The following is a 17908-nucleotide window of genomic DNA, read 5'->3' on the forward strand; positions in this document are numbered from 1 at the left end:
ACAAATTTATTTATTTTGATTGAGCAGCTAGAGTACAATACAGAACGTCAACGTTTGATTATTCCTGAGTATGGACGACATATTCAAAAAATGATTGACATTGCCGTTGCAACAGAAGACGCAGAAGAACGAAACAAACAAGCAAAAGCCATTATTGGTGTGATGGGAAATTTACAACCGCATTTGCGCGATGTGCCTGATTTCCAACACAAATTGTGGGATCAATTATTTATTATGTCTGATTTTAAATTGGACGTCGATTCTCCTTTTCCAAAACCATCCAAAGAAGTATTGCAAGAACGTCCTGAACCGTTGGGATATCCTCAAAACTTTCCAAAATATCGCTTCTATGGAAATAATATCAAGCGTATGATTGATGTGGCAAACAAGTGGGAAGATGGCGATATGAAAGAAGCGTTGGAATATGCCATTGCCAATCACATGAAAAAATGTTATCTCAATTGGAATAAAGATACGGTTGAAGATGAGGTAATTTTTAAACATTTGTTGGAGTTGAGTAATGGAAAAATTAACTTGGCGGCGAAAGATGAAGATTTATCGGAAGCTTCCAACCTAATGAAAAATAAGAAGAAATTTTCCAACAATAAGAATCAACAACGAACTAGTAAAAATCGTAGCAACAGAAAACGTTACTAACACTATACATTATCATATTTTATGGGGACTTTTAAGATTGAAGGTGGTCATCAGTTAAAAGGAAGTATTCAACCACAAGGAGCTAAAAATGAAGCATTACAAATTTTATGTGCCGTTTTGCTCACACCTGAAAAAGTGACAATTAACAACATTCCAGATATTGTTGACGTGAATAAATTAATCATGCTTTTAGGAAACTTGGGCGTGAATATTCAAAAAAACGGACCAGGTTCGTACACGTTTCAAGCCGACGATATCAATCTTAAATATCTTGAATCGGAGCAATTTAAAGAAGAAGGTCGTGGATTGCGTGGTTCTATCATGATTGTTGGTCCTTTATTGGCGCGCTTTGGGAAAGGATACATTCCGAAACCAGGCGGCGATAAAATTGGTCGTAGACGATTAGACACCCATTTTGAAGGTTTTATCAAGCTTGGCGCGAAATTTAGATACAATCGGGAAGATTATTTCTACGGCGTAGAAGCCGAAAAGTTACACGGAACTTATATGCTGTTAGACGAAGCTTCGGTAACAGGAACGGCAAATATTGTGATGGCAGCTGTATTGGCAGAAGGAACTACTACCATTTATAATGCCGCGTGCGAACCCTATTTACAGCAATTGTGTAAAATGCTGAACCGAATGGGCGCAAAAATTAGCGGAGTTGGTTCTAATTTATTGACAATTGAAGGTGTTGAAAAGCTAGGCGGAACCGACCACAGAATGCTTCCAGATATGATTGAAATTGGGAGTTGGATTGGGTTGGCTGCCATGACAAAAAGTGAACTGACGATAAAAAATGTAAGTTGGGACGATTTAGGACAAATTCCTGATGTATTTAGAAAATTAGGAATTACTATTGAACGCAAAGGAGACGATATTTATGTGCCAGCCCATGCGGATGGTTACGAAATCCAAAACTATATTGACGGTTCTATTTTAACGATTGCCGACGCGCCATGGCCAGGATTTACACCAGATTTGCTAAGTATTGTATTAGTTGTAGCAACGCAAGCACGCGGAAGTGTATTGATTCATCAAAAAATGTTTGAAAGTCGTTTATTTTTTGTCGATAAATTGATTGACATGGGCGCAAAAATCATTCTTTGTGATCCACACAGAGCAAGTGTTATTGGTCACGATTTTAAGTCACAACTGAAAGCAACCACAATGGTTTCTCCAGATATTAGAGCGGGAATTTCATTATTGATTGCAGCGTTATCAGCGAAAGGAACATCCACTATTCACAATATTGAACAAATAGATAGAGGGTATGAAAATATAGACGAACGTTTACGTGCCATAGGAGCGAAGATTGTACGTTTGTAACTACCAACACAATAAAAATCACAAAAACGTCATTCGGAATTTTATTCTGTTTGGCGTTTTTTGTTACACTTTCGTGATTTTCACTTCTACGCGTCGGTTGGCGCTTCTATCACGTCTGCCTTTTTCTGGGAAATATAACGGTGAAGTAAAAGCGTATCCTTTGTAGGTCAATCGCTTTTCAGAAATGCCTCTGCTGATTAAATATTTGTAGATGAAGCGCGCTCTGTCTACAGACAGTGTTTGCGTGCCTGTATCTTTATTATACGCATCCGAAATGTCATCGCCGCCACAACACACATGTCCTTGAATTTCAATATGAATAGACCTGTTTTTACGTAAAAAACTCACCAATTTCTCCAATTCTTTTTTGGAAGATTTCATAAGTGCCACTCTTCCAATTTTAAAATTAATTCGACCAAAAGAGTAGGAGTTACCCACGCGAAGTTTTTTTACAGGAACTACATATATATTTTGCTTTCGGCTCACTACTTTTGGCTTGTCATCATTTTTTGAAATGATGATAGAAACCTTTCGATGCTCTTGCACACCAATACGTTCATTTTGCTTTTCTTCTTCGGTAGGAAGTTCGCCTTTTGCTTCTTTTTCTATAGAATGTATGAGTGATTTGTAATGCTCATTCAGAAATGAAGTGACCGCAGTTGCTCTGTTTTTGGATAATTCTAAGTTAAAGTTATCGGTATCCACAAAATCGGTATAACCTCTTACAATAAAATTATACGTGATGGTGCTGTCTAAAGCAGAAAGTTTTTGATGTAGTTTTTTGGTGTGTTTAGAGGATAAAGAAAATCGTCCAGAATCAAAATAAATATCAAACTCAACTTCTTGCGCTAAGCAGAAGCTAAGACTGCAAAACCAAATGACAAGTAGTTTTTTCATGCGTTCCCTTTTCCGCTCAAAAAGGTACAAAAATATATGCAAAAAATAAGGGCAACTAACATGTAGTTGCCCTTACCAGTCTTAAAAATGGTTTTCTTTGAATCTAATACACCTAATTTAGATTCGGTAAAATAACCTTATTAACAACATGAATTACACCATTCACTGCCTGAACTTCAATGGCTAAACCATTGGTTCAATTGTATAAGTTCGCAAAATCGTTGTTAGTGTTTTGCCAACTTGTGATATATCTTAATTTAAGTTTGGTAAAATTACCTTGTCAATCGCATGGATAACTCCATTTACTGCTTGTACATCTGTTACGATAATATTACCAGTTCTTCCGTTTAAATCTGTAAACGTTGCTCCGCCTGTTGTGTTGATAGTAAAACTATCTCCCAATGTGCTTACCATCATATCATTCATTAATGATGTTGATAGCACATTTGAACCTGCCACAACGTGTGTGTTTAAAGTAGCTTCTAGGGTTGCTGTTGGAATGTCAGCTAGAGAATTCACACCATCTAATTCTGCTACTAAATCAGCAAATGCTTGATCTGTTGGCGCAAATACTGTAAAAGGTGCTGGACTTCCAGTGGTGCTTAACGTTGCTACGTATGTAAATGTGTTTTCTCTTGTCAACGCTGCTACTAATGAACCAAATGTTGAATCGGCTGTTGCAAATGTTACAACAGTTGGTAATGATATTACAGAATTTACTGCGTGAATTACTCCGTTATCAACGTCAATATCTGCCGCAGATAAGTTTACTGATGTAGTACCATTTAATAATACACCATCAGCTGTATTTACATACATATTAATGTTGTTTCCAGTGGTTGCTTCTTCAGCTAATGTTTCAATATATCCAGTTGCTAAGTCTGTAGATGTGTTTGTGCCTGAAACCACGTGATTTAATAATACTTGTGTTAATACATCTACAGGAACTGCTTCTAGATTTGCAAAACCATTTGCTTGTAAAAATGCGTCAAATGCAGCGTTGTTTGGTGCGAATACTGTGTATTCTACAGAACCATCTAAAACTGCAGTTAAACCTGCTCTATCCAATGCAGCGCCTAAAGAACTGAAATCTGGATTTGCAGCTACAAAATCTGCAATGGTATTACTTGTTGGTAAATTGACTGTAGTATTGTCATCGTCACTACACGAGGTTAGTGTGAACAGCGACATAACAAAAGCCATTAGGATGAAAGTTGTTTTCTTTTTCATAACAATTTATTGCTTTTTGTGATTAATTAATTTTTTCTTTTTCGATCATTACAAATATACTAATTTTGTTTAATCAAATCAATATTATATTAAACAAAATATGTTAATTGTTTGTTAAATCGACATAATAGTTAAACAAAAAACAACTTTTTTTAATCTTCAATCCCTTCTTTGTACGTTTCCAAACAGCGTTCACGCGCAAATTTATGTTCTACAATTTCTTCTGGATACGAGGATTCTCCAAAATCTTTTACCCATTCTTTAATGTATGTATGGTTCTTGTCATACTTCTTAATTTGTGAAGTGGGATTAAAAATTCGGAAATACGGAGAAGCATCGCAACCTGTGCCTGCAACCCATTGCCAGTTTCCAACATTTTGTGCTTGGTCAAAATCCAGTAGTTTTTCCGCAAAATACGCTTCGCCCCAACGCCAATCTATCAATAAATGTTTGCATAAAAAGCTTCCTGTAATCATACGAACGCGATTGTGCATATAACCAGTTTCATTGAGTTGACGCATGCCTGCATCTACAATTGGATAGCCGGTTTTTCCTTCGCACCACGCTTTAAATTCGTCTTCGTTGTTGCGCCATTGGATGCCGTCGTATTTTGAGCGGAAATTGTTTTTGGCCGATTCGGGATGATGCCATAAAATTTGCATAAAAAATTCGCGCCAAATCAATTCTTTTAAAAATGTATCATTTTTAGATTCCAACGCATGTTGAACACATTTTCGAACGCTAATCGTTCCAAAACGCAAATGAGGTCCCAACCTGGAAGTTCCATCTTTGGCAGGATAATCGCGTGTGTCTTCGTATTCGTCAATTAAATCATCGTCCAAACTGAACGGAACAGGTTGAATATCAGATGCTTCAAAACCAATATCTTCAAGCGAAGGAAAGTCGAATGATTTTTCAGCAAAGCTCTTGTAATTGGACTCACAATCAACACTTTGATACTTTTTTTCGGTGAGATTTTCGAGCCATTTTTTGGAATATGGCGTGTACACTACATACGGATCGCCATCATTTTTTAGAACTTCTTCTTTTTCAAAAATTACCTGATCTTTAAAGGTTTTAAATTCGATATCGTGCTCCTTTAGCAATTCAGCAATTTTTTTATCTCGTTTTGTAGCATACGGTTCGTAATCGTGATTGGTGTATACAGCACTTATATCAAGTGTATCTATTATTTTTTTAAAGACTTCTATCGGTTTTCCATGTTGTACGTTGATGGAACTATTGTTTTCTTTGAGTGTGTCGTTTATTTTTTCCAATTCTTTGTGGATAAAAGTCACACGTGCATCATTTTTAGGCAAATCGTCCAAAATTTCACTATCAAATATAAACATCGGAATGACTTTATGACCTGAAGTTAGGGCATTGTAAAGTCCAATATTGTCTTTGATACGTAAATCGCGTCGATGCCAAAAAAGTATGTAGGTATCTTTCATGTATATTGTTATTTTTTCAGTCAGATAAAACTTGTCAAAAGTCTTTTTTCAAGAATCAGCTTGGTTAATTTCATAAGAACCAAAGAGTTCAGTTAGTTTTTTAGTTCGGTATTCAAAAATTTCTTTGAGTTTTGGTTTTACCAAAATTGGGTGCAGCCATCTTCCCAAGAAGCCGAACGGAATTTTATAGTCAATAATATCTTCCATTTCCACACCGCCAGGAATTTCTCTGATAAAATGCTTGTGATGCCACATGGAATACGGACCAAAACGCTGCTCATCCACAAAATAATGCTGATGTTGTACATGCGTAATTTCCGTTACCCAATGAGTTTTGATATTGAAAATAGGCGTAACGATGTATTGTATAATTTGTCCAGCGTACATTTCCCCAAGTTCTTCCGTGAGAATGTCAAAACACATATAATCGGGCGTAATGGTTTTCAGGTTTTTTGGATCTGATAAAAAATCCCATGCCTCTTCAAGAGATATGGGAATGTTTTGTTTGTTGTGCAATCGGTACACAATTCCTTTCGTGCTAAATTTCTGCATAGTGTCAGTTTGAATATAAAATATAGCCATTCAAAGAATTGGCGACTATCAACCAAATAAAATAAGGTGCTATAAATAGTGTATAAATTTGTGTTTGCGACTTAAATTTTAACATCATTACCGCAATAATTCCTGTTAAGAGAATCAAATTGACCATTCCCAACAACATATCGTGCTGATTGAAAAAAACATAATTCCAACTTACATTCAACACGAATTGGATGACGAATAATAATAGAATAATTTTGATGTTTTTTGCTTCTGTAAGTTTAGCCATATATATTGAAAAGCAAATCATCACGGTAGTCCACGCAAAGCCAAATACCCAACCTGGCGGCGTCCATGGAGCTTTGTCTAATTCTGCATACCAAGTAGATTGTGGTCCATTATTCATTAAATAAGCACCCAATCCTAAAGCGCCAAAATTGATGAGTAAAAAGAGTATGAGTCGTACGTAAAAATTCATTGCTTATAATTTGACACTTACAATACCACAATCGATTGTGAAAATTTGTCCGGAAGTAGAACGCGCTTTGTCAGAAATTAAAAAGTCTGCCATATCCGCTACTTCTGTTGGTTCTAAATATTTTTTTAAAGGATGACGTTCTGTAATATTTTCAATCATTTTGTCGTTGCGCAACAACTTACTTGCCAAATCGGTATTGGTAATAGTTGGGGCAATTGCATTGACGCGAATTGTGGGAGCAAATTCCGCAGCCAATGTTTTCACCAAGCCTTCTACAGCAGATTTTGCTGCGGCAATACTAGCATGAAAAGGCATTCCTAAATGTGTAGCTACTGTGCTAAACAATAAAATGTTAGGATTTGTCCCTTTCTTTAAAGCAGGAGTATATTTTTGAATGCTTTTTACAGCACCAATCACATTGATGTCGTAATCGTGTTTAAAATCTTCAATTTTTAATCGTGCTATGGGTTTTAGGTTGATGCTTCCTGGACAATACACAAGTGCGTCTATGGATTCCAAATCGGGAAGTTCATCTTCTAAAACATCACAACTGTAATGCGTTAAGTTATTGGAAGTTATTTCAGGAGCATTTCGGCTGATGTTTATCACTTTATGGTTATGTTCCAATTGTGATGCTATAATAGCAGCGCCAATACCTCTGCTACCTCCAATTACTAAAATAGTTTTCATGTAATATAGGTTGATAAATTTATATTTTCACTCCATAAGGAGCAATGCAACTAGCATTCGCTAGCAGCATTGCCGTAAACTTTGGGTGAGTTTATTTTAAACGTTTTTCGTATTTTCTTTTAAGTGCCGTTAAACGTTTCATAATTTCCATGATTGCAGGATCTTTTTTCTGCTTGTAAATTTCATTCAAACCTAAAATTAAACGTTTTGCTTCACGAGTTGCAGTAATTTTGTCACTTCTTGATTTGAATTTAGTTTGCTCAAATGCTACTACTTCTGTAAAAATAGGTGCCATAATTTAATTGTTTAAAAAGTTTTGTAATTCGAGAATTTTTTCTGACGTGTTAAAAACGCCACCATAATAAGATGTAATTGTGGTTGATGAGTCATCTTTTACGCCTCTTGAGGAAACGCACAAATGCTTCGCATCAATAATTACAGCAATGTCATCAGTTTGTAAAATAGCACGCAACTCGGTAGCGATTTGATTCGTAAGTCGTTCTTGAACCTGTGGTCGCTTTGCGTAATATTGCACAATTCTGTTAAGTTTCGATAACCCAATAACCTTGCCTGAAGAAATGTATGCCACATGCGCTTTTCCCATAATTGGAACAAAGTGATGTTCGCAGTTAGAGTAAAATTGAATGTTTTTTTCAATCAGCATTTGGTTGTATTGATATTTGTTATCAAACAATGCTACTTTGGGTTTATTTTTAGGATTGAGTCCTGAGAAAATTTCTTCTATGTACATTTTAGCAACTCGTTTTGGAGTTCCTTGTAATGAGTCGTCTGTTAGGTCTAAACCTAACGTTTCCATAATTTCTGTGAAGTGATATGCAATTTTTTCTTTTTTATCTTCATCAGACATTTCGAAAGCATCTGAACGCATAGGAGTTTCCATACCTGTAAGTAGATGTTCATCCCCAATTTCATCATAATCAAATCCATTTAGAGAAATGGCAGTACCATTTAATTGGTTTAAAACGTCAGCAGTTTTCATATATACTTAAAATGTTTAATTTATTTTGAATAAAATTAAACAAAATTTTTTTAAGAAAAAAGTTTTGTTCAGTCCTTTTAACAAAATATTAAACAATTGTGACGTGCTGACTATCTTTTTGAGATTTTATTGTTGGAAATATTGCGTTGACGCGAACATTTAAAGCGACCTTCAGCAAAGTTTCGCTTCTTTTCGTGCTTGGTTTTTCTACCTTGTACACGTTTGCGCCACATTTTAAAGCTAGATGGTTTCATTTCGCTGCGTATCAATTCGATGACTTCTTGTTCTTTGAGTCCAAATTGAAACTCAATAGCATCAAACGTAGTGCGGTCTTCCCATGCCATTTCTATAATTCTGTCTACTTGTCTTGGGTTTAAATCGTGTTTCATCCTTCGTAATAATCTGTAGTGTTGAGTACTAGGTTTTTTTGCACAATCATTTTCTCGATAAACGCTTTGTTTTCTTTGTAGAGTTTGTTTTTTTCGAATTGTACAAATTTGCCTTCTGCATGAATGCTAAAAAAAGAAGAGGTATAGATGTGAAGCTTGTAATACGGAATAATCCATGAGAAGCTGTTGAGTTTTTTGTGAATGTGAACCAAAATCCCTTTCGGACGCAATTCAATGCTACCGTAGTTTAAATCATCCACCGTATTCATATATTGTTTTAAGTTGGGACTTACGTCGTGAATAATCATTCGCTTTGAACCAATTCCTTTTAGCTTGATGCGCTTCATCAACGGAAAAACCGCTCCCAAATGTGAGTCAATCAATCGTTTTGCTTCTTTGTCGGTATAGGTTGTATTGATAATCATTACGAACTTTTTTTACGGTTTGATAGTGTGTGTTTTTGTAAGATTCTGAAGTTTTCTTCAATCACCGTGTTTTCATCTTTCATATTCCAAAGAATATCACTAGCATGCTTGCGGGTTTCTTGAAGATTGACAATCGGTTTTGGATAATTTTTTCCGATGAAGAAATTTGCCATTTGCTGTTCCATCGGCGTCATGCGTGATGGTTGATGCACAAAAGCAGTATCCAATTCTGCCAATTCCGGAACCCACTTTTTAATAAAAATTCCGTCAGGATCATGTGCTATTCCGTTTTTCGTCGGATTGTACATCCGCAGCATATTGATGCCTGTTTCACCCGCTTGCATTTGAATTTGCGGAAAGTGAATGCCAGGTTCAAAATCTAAAAAGTAACGCGATAAAATGATGGTAGCTTTTTGCCACGGTTGCCATAAATTGTGTGTAAAAAACGAAACAACCATAGCACGCATTCTAAAATTCAAATAACCAGTTTCTTTCAAGCAACGCATACATGCATCTACCAGCGGATAACCTGTCATGCCATTTTTCCATGCTTCAATATAACGCTCAGAAGTTTGCTTTTTAAGTTTTCGATAGCCTTTGTTTAAACTTACAAACTCCATTTCGTCTTCCATTTCAAATTTTTGAATGAAATGTGCTTGCCAACGCAAACGCGAACGAAAGGCTTCCATTTGCTTTTTGTACTTATTTTGGTCAATACAACGAGCGGCTTCTTGCCATACTTGTCGCACCGACAAATTTCCCCATGATAAATACGGAGACAATCTGCTACAACTTCTACGCGATAGCAAAGGTTTGGAAATATGTGCATTGTAATTGGCACTACGCTCATTAAAAAACGTATGCATATACTTTAACGCAATAGACGTTCCGCCTTTTTGAAATGGCGAATCCGAATCGGTTGCTAAATCAGGTAAGTGAAAAAACGAAGCCAAATGCGCTACTTCTTCTCGGGAGCATAATTGTCCCGTTTTAGGTCGAAAAGGAAGCAAAGGTTCATCCATAAAATCTTCCCACATTTCCACCCAATTATTGCGGTCACGCAATCCTCGGAATACGCCGTTGTTTACATTTTCTTCCCACTGAATCATATTGTTGAGCAAAAAACGCTTCAACACTTTGTCGCGGTCGTACGTAACTTTAATACCTGTTTCTTGATGCGAATAGACACAGGCAATTTTATACGTTTCCTGAATAATCTGCAAAGTTCTATTAATGTTTGATTGTACAATTAATACCTCACTATTAAAAGCAATCAAAGAATGATTTAAGTCAATTAATGATTCTTTAATAAAATTCCAGTGTCGTTCACTGTAGTGCGGATCATTCAGGAGCATATCTTCAAAAACGTATAAAAACAACGTTTTTCGTCCTGTAGAAAGCGCGTTGTAAATGGCTTCATTGTCTTGAAGTCGCAAATCGCGCTTGAATAGAACGACGTTGATTTCTATTTTGTTTTTGATATTCATATATGTTTTTTATCTTTTTTTAACCAATTTGTTAATCATTCCATTGAAAATAAAACCATGAAACGGTAAAACGGCGTACCAATAGATACGTCCCCAGATTCCTTTTGGTCTAAATGTGGCACGTTGCAACAATTGATTTTTTTCTATTTTAAATTCTAACCAAGCTTCACCAGGCAAACGCATTTCTGCAAAAAGTAACAAACGTTTTTCTTCTTTGTCAGCATATAGCACTCTCCAAAAATCGAGTGGATCGCCTGCATTGAGTGTAGTTTGATCTCTGCGCCCGCGACGCAATCCGATGCCGCCGACAAGTTTGTCCATATATCCACGAATTTTCCATAAAAACGTGGCATAGTACCAACCATTTGTGCCGCCGATGGACCAAATTTTATCAAGCGTGTAGGCTTCATCAACAATTTTTCGCTTTTTAATGTCTTTAAAACAACCGTATTCAGGTACTTTGATATAGCTTGATATTTTTTCGCGAAAGATGCCACTGATGAGTGAATCTTTCCAGCTAGAAATCACACTGTTTTGTTCAATTTTGATAAATGCCTTTTTTACCGCTTGTTTGTAGGTCATTGGATGAATGTCTAAAATTTCATTGATATTGCTAGGTTTTCCAATAACTTCTACTTTCATGCTATCGACCAAATTTTTGGCGAGTTTATATGATGTCGTGGTAATAAAATACAGCCAATACGACGAGAGTTTTGGCGTCATCACAGGAACTGAAATGATGGTTCGTTTCAACTTTCGAACTTCGGCAAATTGCAACATCATGTCTTTATACGTCAATGTGTCTGGACCAAAAATGTCATACGATTGATTGTACACTTTATCATTGGCAATGGCTTTGGTCAAATATTCCAATACATTCCGAATGCCAATCGGTTGCGTTTTAGTGTTGATCCACTTTGGCGCAATCATAATCGGTAGTTTTTCCGTTAAATCACGAATGATTTCAAACGAAGCACTTCCGCTTCCCACAATAATTCCCGCTCTAAACGTCGTTAAACTATAAACTTCCGAAGCCAGCGTGTTTTCTACATTTTTACGCGATTGCAAATGTTTTGACAATTGTTGGTCGTTTACAATTCCACTTAAATAAATGACTTGTTGTACGTTTGTTTCTTCAATACGCTTTTTAAAATGTACGGCGCAACGTTCTTCCAATTCTTCAAATTTCATAGAAGAAGACATGGAATGAATGAGGTAATAGGCGATGTCAATATCTTTCGGAATGCGCTGTAGTGTTTCTTCCTTTAAAAAATCGACTTCAATAAGTTCAATGCGTTCGTGGGACGATACTTCTTCTGGAACACGTTGCTTATCTCTCACACAACACACTAAAGAATGGTCTGTTTCCAATAAAATTGGAATCAGTCGTTTTCCAATATATCCTGTAGCGCCTGTAAGTAGAATTCGCATAGTGTTTGTTATTTGGGACGTTGATACGGATAGCGCGTTTGTTGTTGCGGTATGGCGTATCCGTCAAGTCCATTAATAGTGGCGGTTTCAGCTTTCGCTAGATTGATAAAACCGTCTGTTTCTAATATAGTATCGTTAATGTGTAAGTGTTCAATCTTTCCAACAACCAAAATGGTGTCATTTTCTTCAATCAGATATTCGTTCATATAGCGCATTCCAATTTGCACGTGACAACCTTTTACATACGGAGCTTTAAAATCGTCTTTATATTCTGTTTCCAACTCGGTTTGATCAAATTCAGAAACCTCTTTTGGATATTTTGCTGACGTATGATGCGCATCTTTCGTGATGCGTTGATGTATATGATTGATGGTGTAAAAGCCCGTTTCTTTAATGTTTTCGTACGTGTTTCTCGGTACAAAAGCTGGTCGCGTTATAAAACCCAATAATGGTGGATTGGAACCTAAATGCGTCACAGAACTAAACACCGCAACATTGGTAAAACCGTCTTTTGATTCCGTACCAATTAAATTTGCCGATTTGTAACCGGAACAACTGTTAATCAGGTTGATGCGATACAATTTTTCCATTGCATCAATGTCTGCACGCGTGATGGTTGCCATTATAGATTTTTAAAATTGTTAATTTTTACGTCCTTCGCTTTCAAATCGTGCAATAGATTGTAAAGTCCGAAAAACGTTCTATTCATATAAATAAAATGTTTGGAACCTCTATTGCCGTTCATGCTGCGCAATTGGGTGTTTTTGGCATAACGTTCCCCGATGGCAGCAATTCTTCCGAAAAATTCTTCATCTGAAAAATCAAACACTTCATTGTTGAAAGGCATCGTAAACAAATCGAGTAATTCGTGAAACATTTCCGTGAAAAAGACCAATTCTTCTTTGGTATCGTCTTCGCGTAAAATCTCCAATTCGTACAGTTTTTTCGTAAACAACTCCGGATTGTTCAGTGTTTCTTTGTTTGCCAATTCGAAATACGGAATGTAAAATTCTTCTGGAATCGCTTTCATACAGCCAAAATCGAGCGCAATCAATTCGTTGTCTTTAGAAACCAAAAAGTTTCCAGGATGCGGATCGGCGTGTACTTTTCGATACTCGTGAATTTGGAACATGTAAAAATCCCAAAGCGTTTGTCCGAGCAAATTCGCAATGTCTTGGTCGGTATTGTGTGCGGTAAACTCTGATAAATGTTCACCTTGCATCCAATCCATTGTGATAATTCGCTCCGAAGAATATTCTTCATAATACTTTGGAAAACGAATGTTTGGGAGATGTTTGCATGCTTCCGAAACGTCTTTACTCTGTTGAACTTCGAGTATATAATCTGTTTCTTCCGTCAATTTTTCTTCTACTTCTTTAAAATATTTATCAGAACCTTTTCCGGTAATGTTAAACATTCTAATCGCTATAGGTTTTACAAGTGCCAAGTCGGTGGAGATGCTTTCCGCAACTCCAGGATATTGAATTTTCACAGCAAGTTTTTTCCCATCTTTTTCGGCGAGATGCACTTGTCCTATACTAGCGGCATTGACAGAGGTAGCATTGAACGTGTCAAATATGTCGTTTGGATGTTTTCCAAAGTATTTTTTAAATGTTTTAATCACCAAAGGCGGTGATAATGGTGGCACGGAGAATTGTGATAGCGAAAACTTTTCCACATACGCACGCGGTAAAATATTTTTCTCCATACTCAGCATTTGCGCCACTTTCAAGGCGCTTCCTTTCAGCTTTTTTAAACCGTCATAAATATCTTCAGCATTCGATTCGTTTAAGCGTTCTTTGGCTTCTTCTTCAGAATTTATGAGTTTGTCGCCGTAATATTTTAAATAATTCACGCCCACTTTAGCACCTGTAGTGACAAGCTTTGTAGCACGTTGAATTTTACCAATAGGAATTTTGTCAATTGTTTTCATTCAGGGTTGATTACGGTCTAATTTTTTCTTTAAAGAGGAACTTTCCAAAGTCTATAATACTTTTCAAAGGCGTGTTGTCAATAAGGTCAAAACTCGCATTGACAGACTTTTCAATGTATTGATCGGTTTTGTCAAAACTTAGTGAGGTGTCTTCCAACCAAAATTTCATCGTTAGTACAAATTGAATCCAAGCCGTTTCCGTAATAGCTTTGTTTTGTAATTTTTCTAAACGTTCTTGGTTTAAGTCTAATGTTTTTAAGTCTAAACTTTCAATAAAATCGGTAAAAACAGTTTTCAATCCTTTCAATAGTTTGAGAGATTGCATGTTGTTTTTATCACGCGTTAAGCTGTAAACCACATAACTTCTGTTTGCGGTTACCTGCTCAAAAAATGTGTAATAAAAACTCAATAGTTTGTTGCGCGCATCAAACGTTTTAAATTCCTCACTATTGGCTAAAACTTCTAAAGTGTTGGTGCCAAATGTGGTAAATATGTTTTCTTCTAATGTTTTGAAAGAACTGAAAAATTCGTAAAATTTTGCTTCGTCAAAATTATTGTCTTTTGCGAATGCGTAAACGTTTTTAGGTTGCTCTCCATGTTCCAGCACATAGTCCATATATGCGGTAATGATAAAGAGTGATGTTATGTTTTTTTTCTTTGCCATGGTGTATTTTTTAAAACTAGGTAAAGATACAAAATGTTTAACTTTTTAAAGTTAAAATTAAACAAAAGTTTTAAACAAGCATGAATGATTTTCGCTCTTTACAACAAAAAAGCGATGGAAAATAGAGTAGAAGCGTCGTATTTTAAGCTTTAGCAGCTTGTATCACAGCAGTTTTTGGATTTTACTAGTCTGCAACTTACCACGGCGACAAGCGCACCCAAAATTGGCGCAACAATGTATAACCATAAATGTGTTAGTTGTCCAGAAACCAACGCAGGACCTAACGAACGCGCAGGATTCATAGACGCTTTGGTCATAGGACCTGCAAACATGGCTTCTAGCAGAACAATTCCGCCAATAGCGATTCCAGCCATTGTACCAACTTCTTTACTTCCTGTAGAAACATTAATGATGGTAACCATTAAGAAAAAGGTGAGTAGAAACTCCAAAATCAGTGCTTTCCAAGGTACAATACTCGGAATGGTAGCGCCAATGGTTTCGCTTTCGGGCCAAAACATGTAAACGAGCAAGCTTGCACAAATAGCGCCCAAACATTGCGATAAAATATATTTTGGAACTTCCTTTACAGGAAATTTTTTAGCATACGAAAAGGCAATCGTTACTGCTGGATTGAAATGTGCTCCTGAAATTTCTCCAAAGGCATAAATCATTCCCATCACAATCAATCCCCACGTAATGGCAACACCAGGATGCGTAATTTCACCAGTAATATCATTCACAACCATGGCAGCTGTTCCACAGAAAACCATGGAAAATGTCCCTATAAATTCTGAAATATAATTTTTCATGTATTATGTTTTGGAGGGAATAAAAATACTATTTCTTATTTTAAGTATTTGTTAACATTCACAACTAATGTTTCTGCGTAAATTCGCTACATAAAATCTAAATAACAATATAAGATGAAAAAAATACTTTTAGCATGTTTCTTAGCAGTAGGAATCAGTGCTCAAGCGCAAATAGAGACGCCGCAACCAAGTCCTAGCGCAAAAATAATGCAAACTGTCGGATTGACAGAAGTTACAATTGAATATTCACGACCAGCAATGCGTGGAAGAACAATTTTTGGAGATTTGGTTCCTTACGATCAATTGTGGAGAACAGGAGCTAATGCAAACACTACCATTGAGTTTAGTGATGATATTACTATTGGAGAATCAGCTGTAAAAGCAGGGAAATATGCTATTTTTACAAAACCAGGAAAAGATACGTGGGAAGTAATTTTATACAATGATACGTCTAATTGGGGAGCACCTAGAGCTTGGGACGAAAGTAAAGTTGTGGCAACTGCCGTAGCGCCTGTAAACAAAATGCCGTATACGACTGAATCTTTCACAATTGGAATTAATAACTTATCAAATGATAAAGCTGATTTAGAATTTTCTTGGGAAAAAACATTTGTTGTAGTTCCTTTTGCAGTTCCGACAGATAAGAAAGCAACGGCAAGTATTGAAAAAGCGATGGCTGGACCACAAGCAGGTGATTATTTTTCGGCAGCAAGATATTTCTTCGAGGAAGGAAAAGATATGGACAAAGCTAAAATGTGGGTTGATAAAGCTATTGAAATGACAAGCGATAATCCACGATTTTGGTATTTAAGACAGCAGTCGTTGATTTACGCAAAAATGGGTAAAAAAGCAGAAGCTATCAAAATTGCAAAAGAGTCTTTAGCCTTAGCTGAAAAAGCTGGAAACAAAGATTATGTAAAGATGAACAGAGATTCCATTAAAGAATGGTCTAAGTAATCTAAAGTTTATAAAATATGGAAAGCCTTTCTGAAAACCAGAAAGGCTTTTTTGATGCGTGTCGTTTTTTTGATAGAATTCTTGGTGTTTTTTTGTGTGATATATTCAAAAAAAACCTAAGTTTAACCTCTTAAAAACAACCAACAACATGAATTTTTCTTTACGAGCACTATGTTTGTCGCTTTTTATAGTAGTACTGACTGTTTCATGTTCCAATGAGCAATTGGACGAAAATATACAACCAACTACACCAGTTGCCACCAACGATATTAGGCAAGTCATTCTCGATTGGAATCAGCTTTGGTGTGTATTGGATAGACATGCAACAGGCATGCGACCAAATGCTACTACGCGTGCATTAGCCTATATTCACTTAGCAGCGTTTGAAGTGTGTGTAGAAGATATGGTGAGTTATACTTCGAATAAAGATCGTTATCCTGATTTAGAGATAGATTTTTCACAACGTCAACCAGATATTGATATTGCCATTGCTTTGAATGCTTGTTACGCCACAGCGATTGACCATTTTATGTACAATGTTTCACCTACGGTTGATAGTCAAATTGCGGTGTTGCGTCAGCAAAAAGAAGCTACTTTAAGTGCGGGATTGAGTGCTGCTGTAGTGCAAAATTCACAAGATTGGGGAAATTATGTTGCCCAACAAATCATTGCGTTTAGTCAAACAGATGTAGAAGCGGAAGCACAAATTTTGAGTCCGCAACCAACTTCGTACGAGCCGCCAGTTGGCGCAGGATTTTGGACTTATAGTGACGAAGCCGAACGTGGACTTTTTCCGTATTGGTCTTCTGTGCGTACGTTTGTGATTTCTTCTGAAGAAACTTCAAGCATTCCGCCATCGTTAACATACAGTGAAGATGCTACCAGTGCGTATTATGCTGCGATGGAAGAAGTATATACAACAAGTGAAGCTGCTAGAACAACCGATACAGAAGGCTTGTGGATTGCAGAATTTTGGTCAAATGATGTAGAAGGCTTAATGATGAGTCCGCCGGGAAGACAAATTTCGATTGCAAATCAATTGATACGACAATACAATGTAGACCATGAAGAAGCGTTGATTTTACTCTTAAAATTAGGTTTCTCATTGAACGATGCTGCCGTGTCTACGTGGGCAGATAAGTATGAATATATGGTGATGCGACCAAGTGTGTACATTCAAGATTTTATTGATCCAAACTTTCAAACCAATTTGTTTCCGTTCATTTCGTGGCCAAATCCGACGTTTCCGAGTTATCCATCAGGACATTCTACGTTTGCTTCTGCAGCAGCGGGCGTTTTTATCCATCATTTTGGCGATGCTACCAATTTCACCGATCGTTCGCATGAAGGAAGAACCGAATTTTTAGGCGCTCCAAGAACGTATGGTACATTTTCAGCGATGGCGGAAGAAAATGCTTTTTCTCGCTTGCCGCTTGGCGTACATTTACGTATTGATTGTTCTGAAGGTTTGCGTTTGGGATATGAAATTTCAAATGCTGTGAATGATTTCGATTTGACGCAGTAAAAAAAGCTACATA

20 protein-coding genes are annotated in these 17908 nt (G+C 36.6%); 4 read left to right on the plus strand and 16 right to left on the minus strand.

The genetic code is table 11. The features are described 5' to 3' along the window. Nucleotides 1-15 precede the first annotated feature (15 nt). Nucleotides 16-657 carry a DUF4290 domain-containing protein gene (locus C8N46_RS08115; protein ID WP_108114380.1) on the plus strand — a complete coding sequence of 214 codons (642 nt, stop codon included), beginning with the start codon at nt 16-18 and terminating at the stop codon, nt 655-657. A 21-nt stretch (nt 658-678) separates the two neighbouring features. Continuing rightward, nucleotides 679-1986 carry a UDP-N-acetylglucosamine 1-carboxyvinyltransferase gene (murA, locus tag C8N46_RS08120; protein ID WP_108114381.1) on the plus strand — a complete coding sequence of 436 codons (1308 nt, stop codon included), beginning with the start codon at nt 679-681 and terminating at the stop codon, nt 1984-1986. 63 nt (nt 1987-2049) lie between these two features. Here the strand turns inward: murA and C8N46_RS08125 are convergent, their stop codons facing one another. The 16 genes from C8N46_RS08125 to C8N46_RS08200 all read right to left on the minus strand — a co-directional run bounded on the left by C8N46_RS08125 (nt 2050) and on the right by C8N46_RS08200 (nt 15413). Then, nucleotides 2050-2883, minus strand: coding sequence for an OmpA family protein (locus C8N46_RS08125; protein ID WP_108114382.1), 834 nt, complete (start codon nt 2881-2883; stop codon nt 2050-2052). A gap of 252 nt (nt 2884-3135) precedes the next feature. Beyond that, nucleotides 3136-4113 carry a fasciclin domain-containing protein gene (locus tag C8N46_RS08130; protein ID WP_108114383.1) on the minus strand — a complete coding sequence of 326 codons (978 nt, stop codon included), beginning with the start codon at nt 4111-4113 and terminating at the stop codon, nt 3136-3138. A 152-nt stretch (nt 4114-4265) separates the two neighbouring features. Beyond that, on the minus strand, nt 4266-5567 hold the full coding sequence (locus C8N46_RS08135) for a cryptochrome/photolyase family protein (protein ID WP_108114384.1): 1302 nt from the start codon (nt 5565-5567) through the stop codon (nt 4266-4268). Nucleotides 5568-5615: 48 nt separating this feature from the next. Beyond that, a complete protein-coding gene (locus tag C8N46_RS08140) occupies nt 5616-6119 on the minus strand; it encodes an SRPBCC family protein (RefSeq protein WP_108114596.1) in 504 nt (167 codons plus the stop codon). Between the two features lie 4 nt (nt 6120-6123). Next, on the minus strand, nt 6124-6585 hold the full coding sequence (locus C8N46_RS08145; RefSeq protein ID WP_108114385.1) for a TspO/MBR family protein: 462 nt from the start codon (nt 6583-6585) through the stop codon (nt 6124-6126). A gap of 3 nt (nt 6586-6588) precedes the next feature. Continuing rightward, nucleotides 6589-7275, minus strand: a complete 687-nt coding sequence (locus C8N46_RS08150) for an SDR family NAD(P)-dependent oxidoreductase (RefSeq protein WP_108114386.1) — start codon at nt 7273-7275, stop codon at nt 6589-6591. 91 nt (nt 7276-7366) lie between these two features. Next, nucleotides 7367-7570: a hypothetical protein gene (locus C8N46_RS08155; RefSeq protein ID WP_108114387.1), complete on the minus strand. Its 204-nt coding sequence runs from the start codon at nt 7568-7570 to the stop codon at nt 7367-7369. Nucleotides 7571-7573: 3 nt separating this feature from the next. Next, nucleotides 7574-8275, minus strand: a complete 702-nt coding sequence (gene folE / locus C8N46_RS08160) for a GTP cyclohydrolase I FolE (RefSeq protein WP_108114388.1) — start codon at nt 8273-8275, stop codon at nt 7574-7576. 110 nt (nt 8276-8385) lie between these two features. Continuing rightward, entirely contained in the window at nt 8386-8664 is a 279-nt protein-coding gene (locus C8N46_RS08165; RefSeq protein WP_108114389.1) for a TIGR03643 family protein, read from the minus strand. Continuing rightward, entirely contained in the window at nt 8661-9089 is a 429-nt protein-coding gene (locus C8N46_RS08170) for a hypothetical protein (protein WP_108114390.1), read from the minus strand. Before C8N46_RS08170 ends, C8N46_RS08165 begins: the two co-directional genes overlap by 4 nt. Next, nucleotides 9089-10576 (minus strand): cryptochrome/deoxyribodipyrimidine photo-lyase family protein, encoded by a 1488-nt coding sequence (locus tag C8N46_RS08175; RefSeq protein WP_108114391.1) that lies wholly within the window; start codon nt 10574-10576, stop codon nt 9089-9091. Before C8N46_RS08175 ends, C8N46_RS08170 begins: the two co-directional genes overlap by 1 nt. Before the next feature lie 9 nt (nt 10577-10585). Next, nucleotides 10586-12007: an SDR family oxidoreductase gene (locus tag C8N46_RS08180; protein ID WP_108114392.1), complete on the minus strand. Its 1422-nt coding sequence runs from the start codon at nt 12005-12007 to the stop codon at nt 10586-10588. Nucleotides 12008-12015: 8 nt separating this feature from the next. Beyond that, nucleotides 12016-12630, minus strand: a complete 615-nt coding sequence (locus C8N46_RS08185; RefSeq protein ID WP_108114393.1) for a flavin reductase family protein — start codon at nt 12628-12630, stop codon at nt 12016-12018. Continuing rightward, nucleotides 12630-13940 carry an ABC1 kinase family protein gene (locus C8N46_RS08190; RefSeq protein WP_108114394.1) on the minus strand — a complete coding sequence of 437 codons (1311 nt, stop codon included), beginning with the start codon at nt 13938-13940 and terminating at the stop codon, nt 12630-12632. The genes C8N46_RS08185 and C8N46_RS08190 overlap by 1 nt, the downstream gene beginning before the upstream one ends. Nucleotides 13941-13950: 10 nt before the next feature. Further along, complete coding sequence (locus tag C8N46_RS08195) at nt 13951-14604, minus strand: TetR family transcriptional regulator C-terminal domain-containing protein (RefSeq protein ID WP_108114395.1); 654 nt, start codon at nt 14602-14604, stop codon at nt 13951-13953. 149 nt (nt 14605-14753) lie between these two features. Further along, nucleotides 14754-15413, minus strand: a complete 660-nt coding sequence (locus C8N46_RS08200) for an MIP/aquaporin family protein (RefSeq protein WP_108114396.1) — start codon at nt 15411-15413, stop codon at nt 14754-14756. A 114-nt stretch (nt 15414-15527) separates the two neighbouring features. Here C8N46_RS08200 and C8N46_RS08205 point away from each other — a divergent pair, with 114 nt between their 5' ends. Together C8N46_RS08205 and C8N46_RS08210 are read left to right on the plus strand one after the other, a co-directional pair. Beyond that, a complete protein-coding gene (locus C8N46_RS08205) occupies nt 15528-16370 on the plus strand; it encodes a DUF2911 domain-containing protein (RefSeq protein ID WP_108114397.1) in 843 nt (280 codons plus the stop codon). Between the two features lie 148 nt (nt 16371-16518). Beyond that, the gene (locus C8N46_RS08210) at nt 16519-17895 is read left to right on the plus strand and encodes a vanadium-dependent haloperoxidase (protein ID WP_108114398.1); all 1377 of its coding nucleotides are present in this window, start codon (nt 16519-16521) and stop codon (nt 17893-17895) included. Nucleotides 17896-17908: the final 13 nt, after the last annotated feature.

The organism is Kordia periserrulae (assembly GCF_003054265.1).
GTDB classification, from domain to species: Bacteria; Bacteroidota; Bacteroidia; order Flavobacteriales; family Flavobacteriaceae; genus Kordia; species Kordia periserrulae.

Coding starts and splice junctions, on each gene's coding strand:
- folE (WP_108114388.1), bottom strand. CDS start 8,275: ATGAAAACTGCTGACGTTTTAAACCAATTAAATGGTACTGCCATTTCT.
- C8N46_RS08180 (WP_108114392.1), bottom strand. CDS start 12,007: ATGCGAATTCTACTTACAGGCGCTACAGGATATATTGGAAAACGACTG.
- C8N46_RS08190 (WP_108114394.1), bottom strand. CDS start 13,940: ATGAAAACAATTGACAAAATTCCTATTGGTAAAATTCAACGTGCTACA.
- murA (WP_108114381.1), top strand. CDS start 679: ATGGGGACTTTTAAGATTGAAGGTGGTCATCAGTTAAAAGGAAGTATT.
- C8N46_RS08135 (WP_108114384.1), bottom strand. CDS start 5,567: ATGAAAGATACCTACATACTTTTTTGGCATCGACGCGATTTACGTATC.
- C8N46_RS08140 (WP_108114596.1), bottom strand. CDS start 6,119: ATGCAGAAATTTAGCACGAAAGGAATTGTGTACCGATTGCACAACAAA.
- C8N46_RS08170 (WP_108114390.1), bottom strand. CDS start 9,089: ATGATTATCAATACAACCTATACCGACAAAGAAGCAAAACGATTGATT.
- C8N46_RS08200 (WP_108114396.1), bottom strand. CDS start 15,413: ATGAAAAATTATATTTCAGAATTTATAGGGACATTTTCCATGGTTTTC.
- C8N46_RS08210 (WP_108114398.1), top strand. CDS start 16,519: ATGAATTTTTCTTTACGAGCACTATGTTTGTCGCTTTTTATAGTAGTA.
- C8N46_RS08165 (WP_108114389.1), bottom strand. CDS start 8,664: ATGAAACACGATTTAAACCCAAGACAAGTAGACAGAATTATAGAAATG.
- C8N46_RS08150 (WP_108114386.1), bottom strand. CDS start 7,275: ATGAAAACTATTTTAGTAATTGGAGGTAGCAGAGGTATTGGCGCTGCT.
- C8N46_RS08195 (WP_108114395.1), bottom strand. CDS start 14,604: ATGGCAAAGAAAAAAAACATAACATCACTCTTTATCATTACCGCATAT.
- C8N46_RS08130 (WP_108114383.1), bottom strand. CDS start 4,113: ATGAAAAAGAAAACAACTTTCATCCTAATGGCTTTTGTTATGTCGCTG.
- C8N46_RS08155 (WP_108114387.1), bottom strand. CDS start 7,570: ATGGCACCTATTTTTACAGAAGTAGTAGCATTTGAGCAAACTAAATTC.
- C8N46_RS08185 (WP_108114393.1), bottom strand. CDS start 12,630: ATGGCAACCATCACGCGTGCAGACATTGATGCAATGGAAAAATTGTAT.
- C8N46_RS08205 (WP_108114397.1), top strand. CDS start 15,528: ATGAAAAAAATACTTTTAGCATGTTTCTTAGCAGTAGGAATCAGTGCT.
- C8N46_RS08145 (WP_108114385.1), bottom strand. CDS start 6,585: ATGAATTTTTACGTACGACTCATACTCTTTTTACTCATCAATTTTGGC.
- C8N46_RS08175 (WP_108114391.1), bottom strand. CDS start 10,576: ATGAATATCAAAAACAAAATAGAAATCAACGTCGTTCTATTCAAGCGC.
- C8N46_RS08125 (WP_108114382.1), bottom strand. CDS start 2,883: ATGAAAAAACTACTTGTCATTTGGTTTTGCAGTCTTAGCTTCTGCTTA.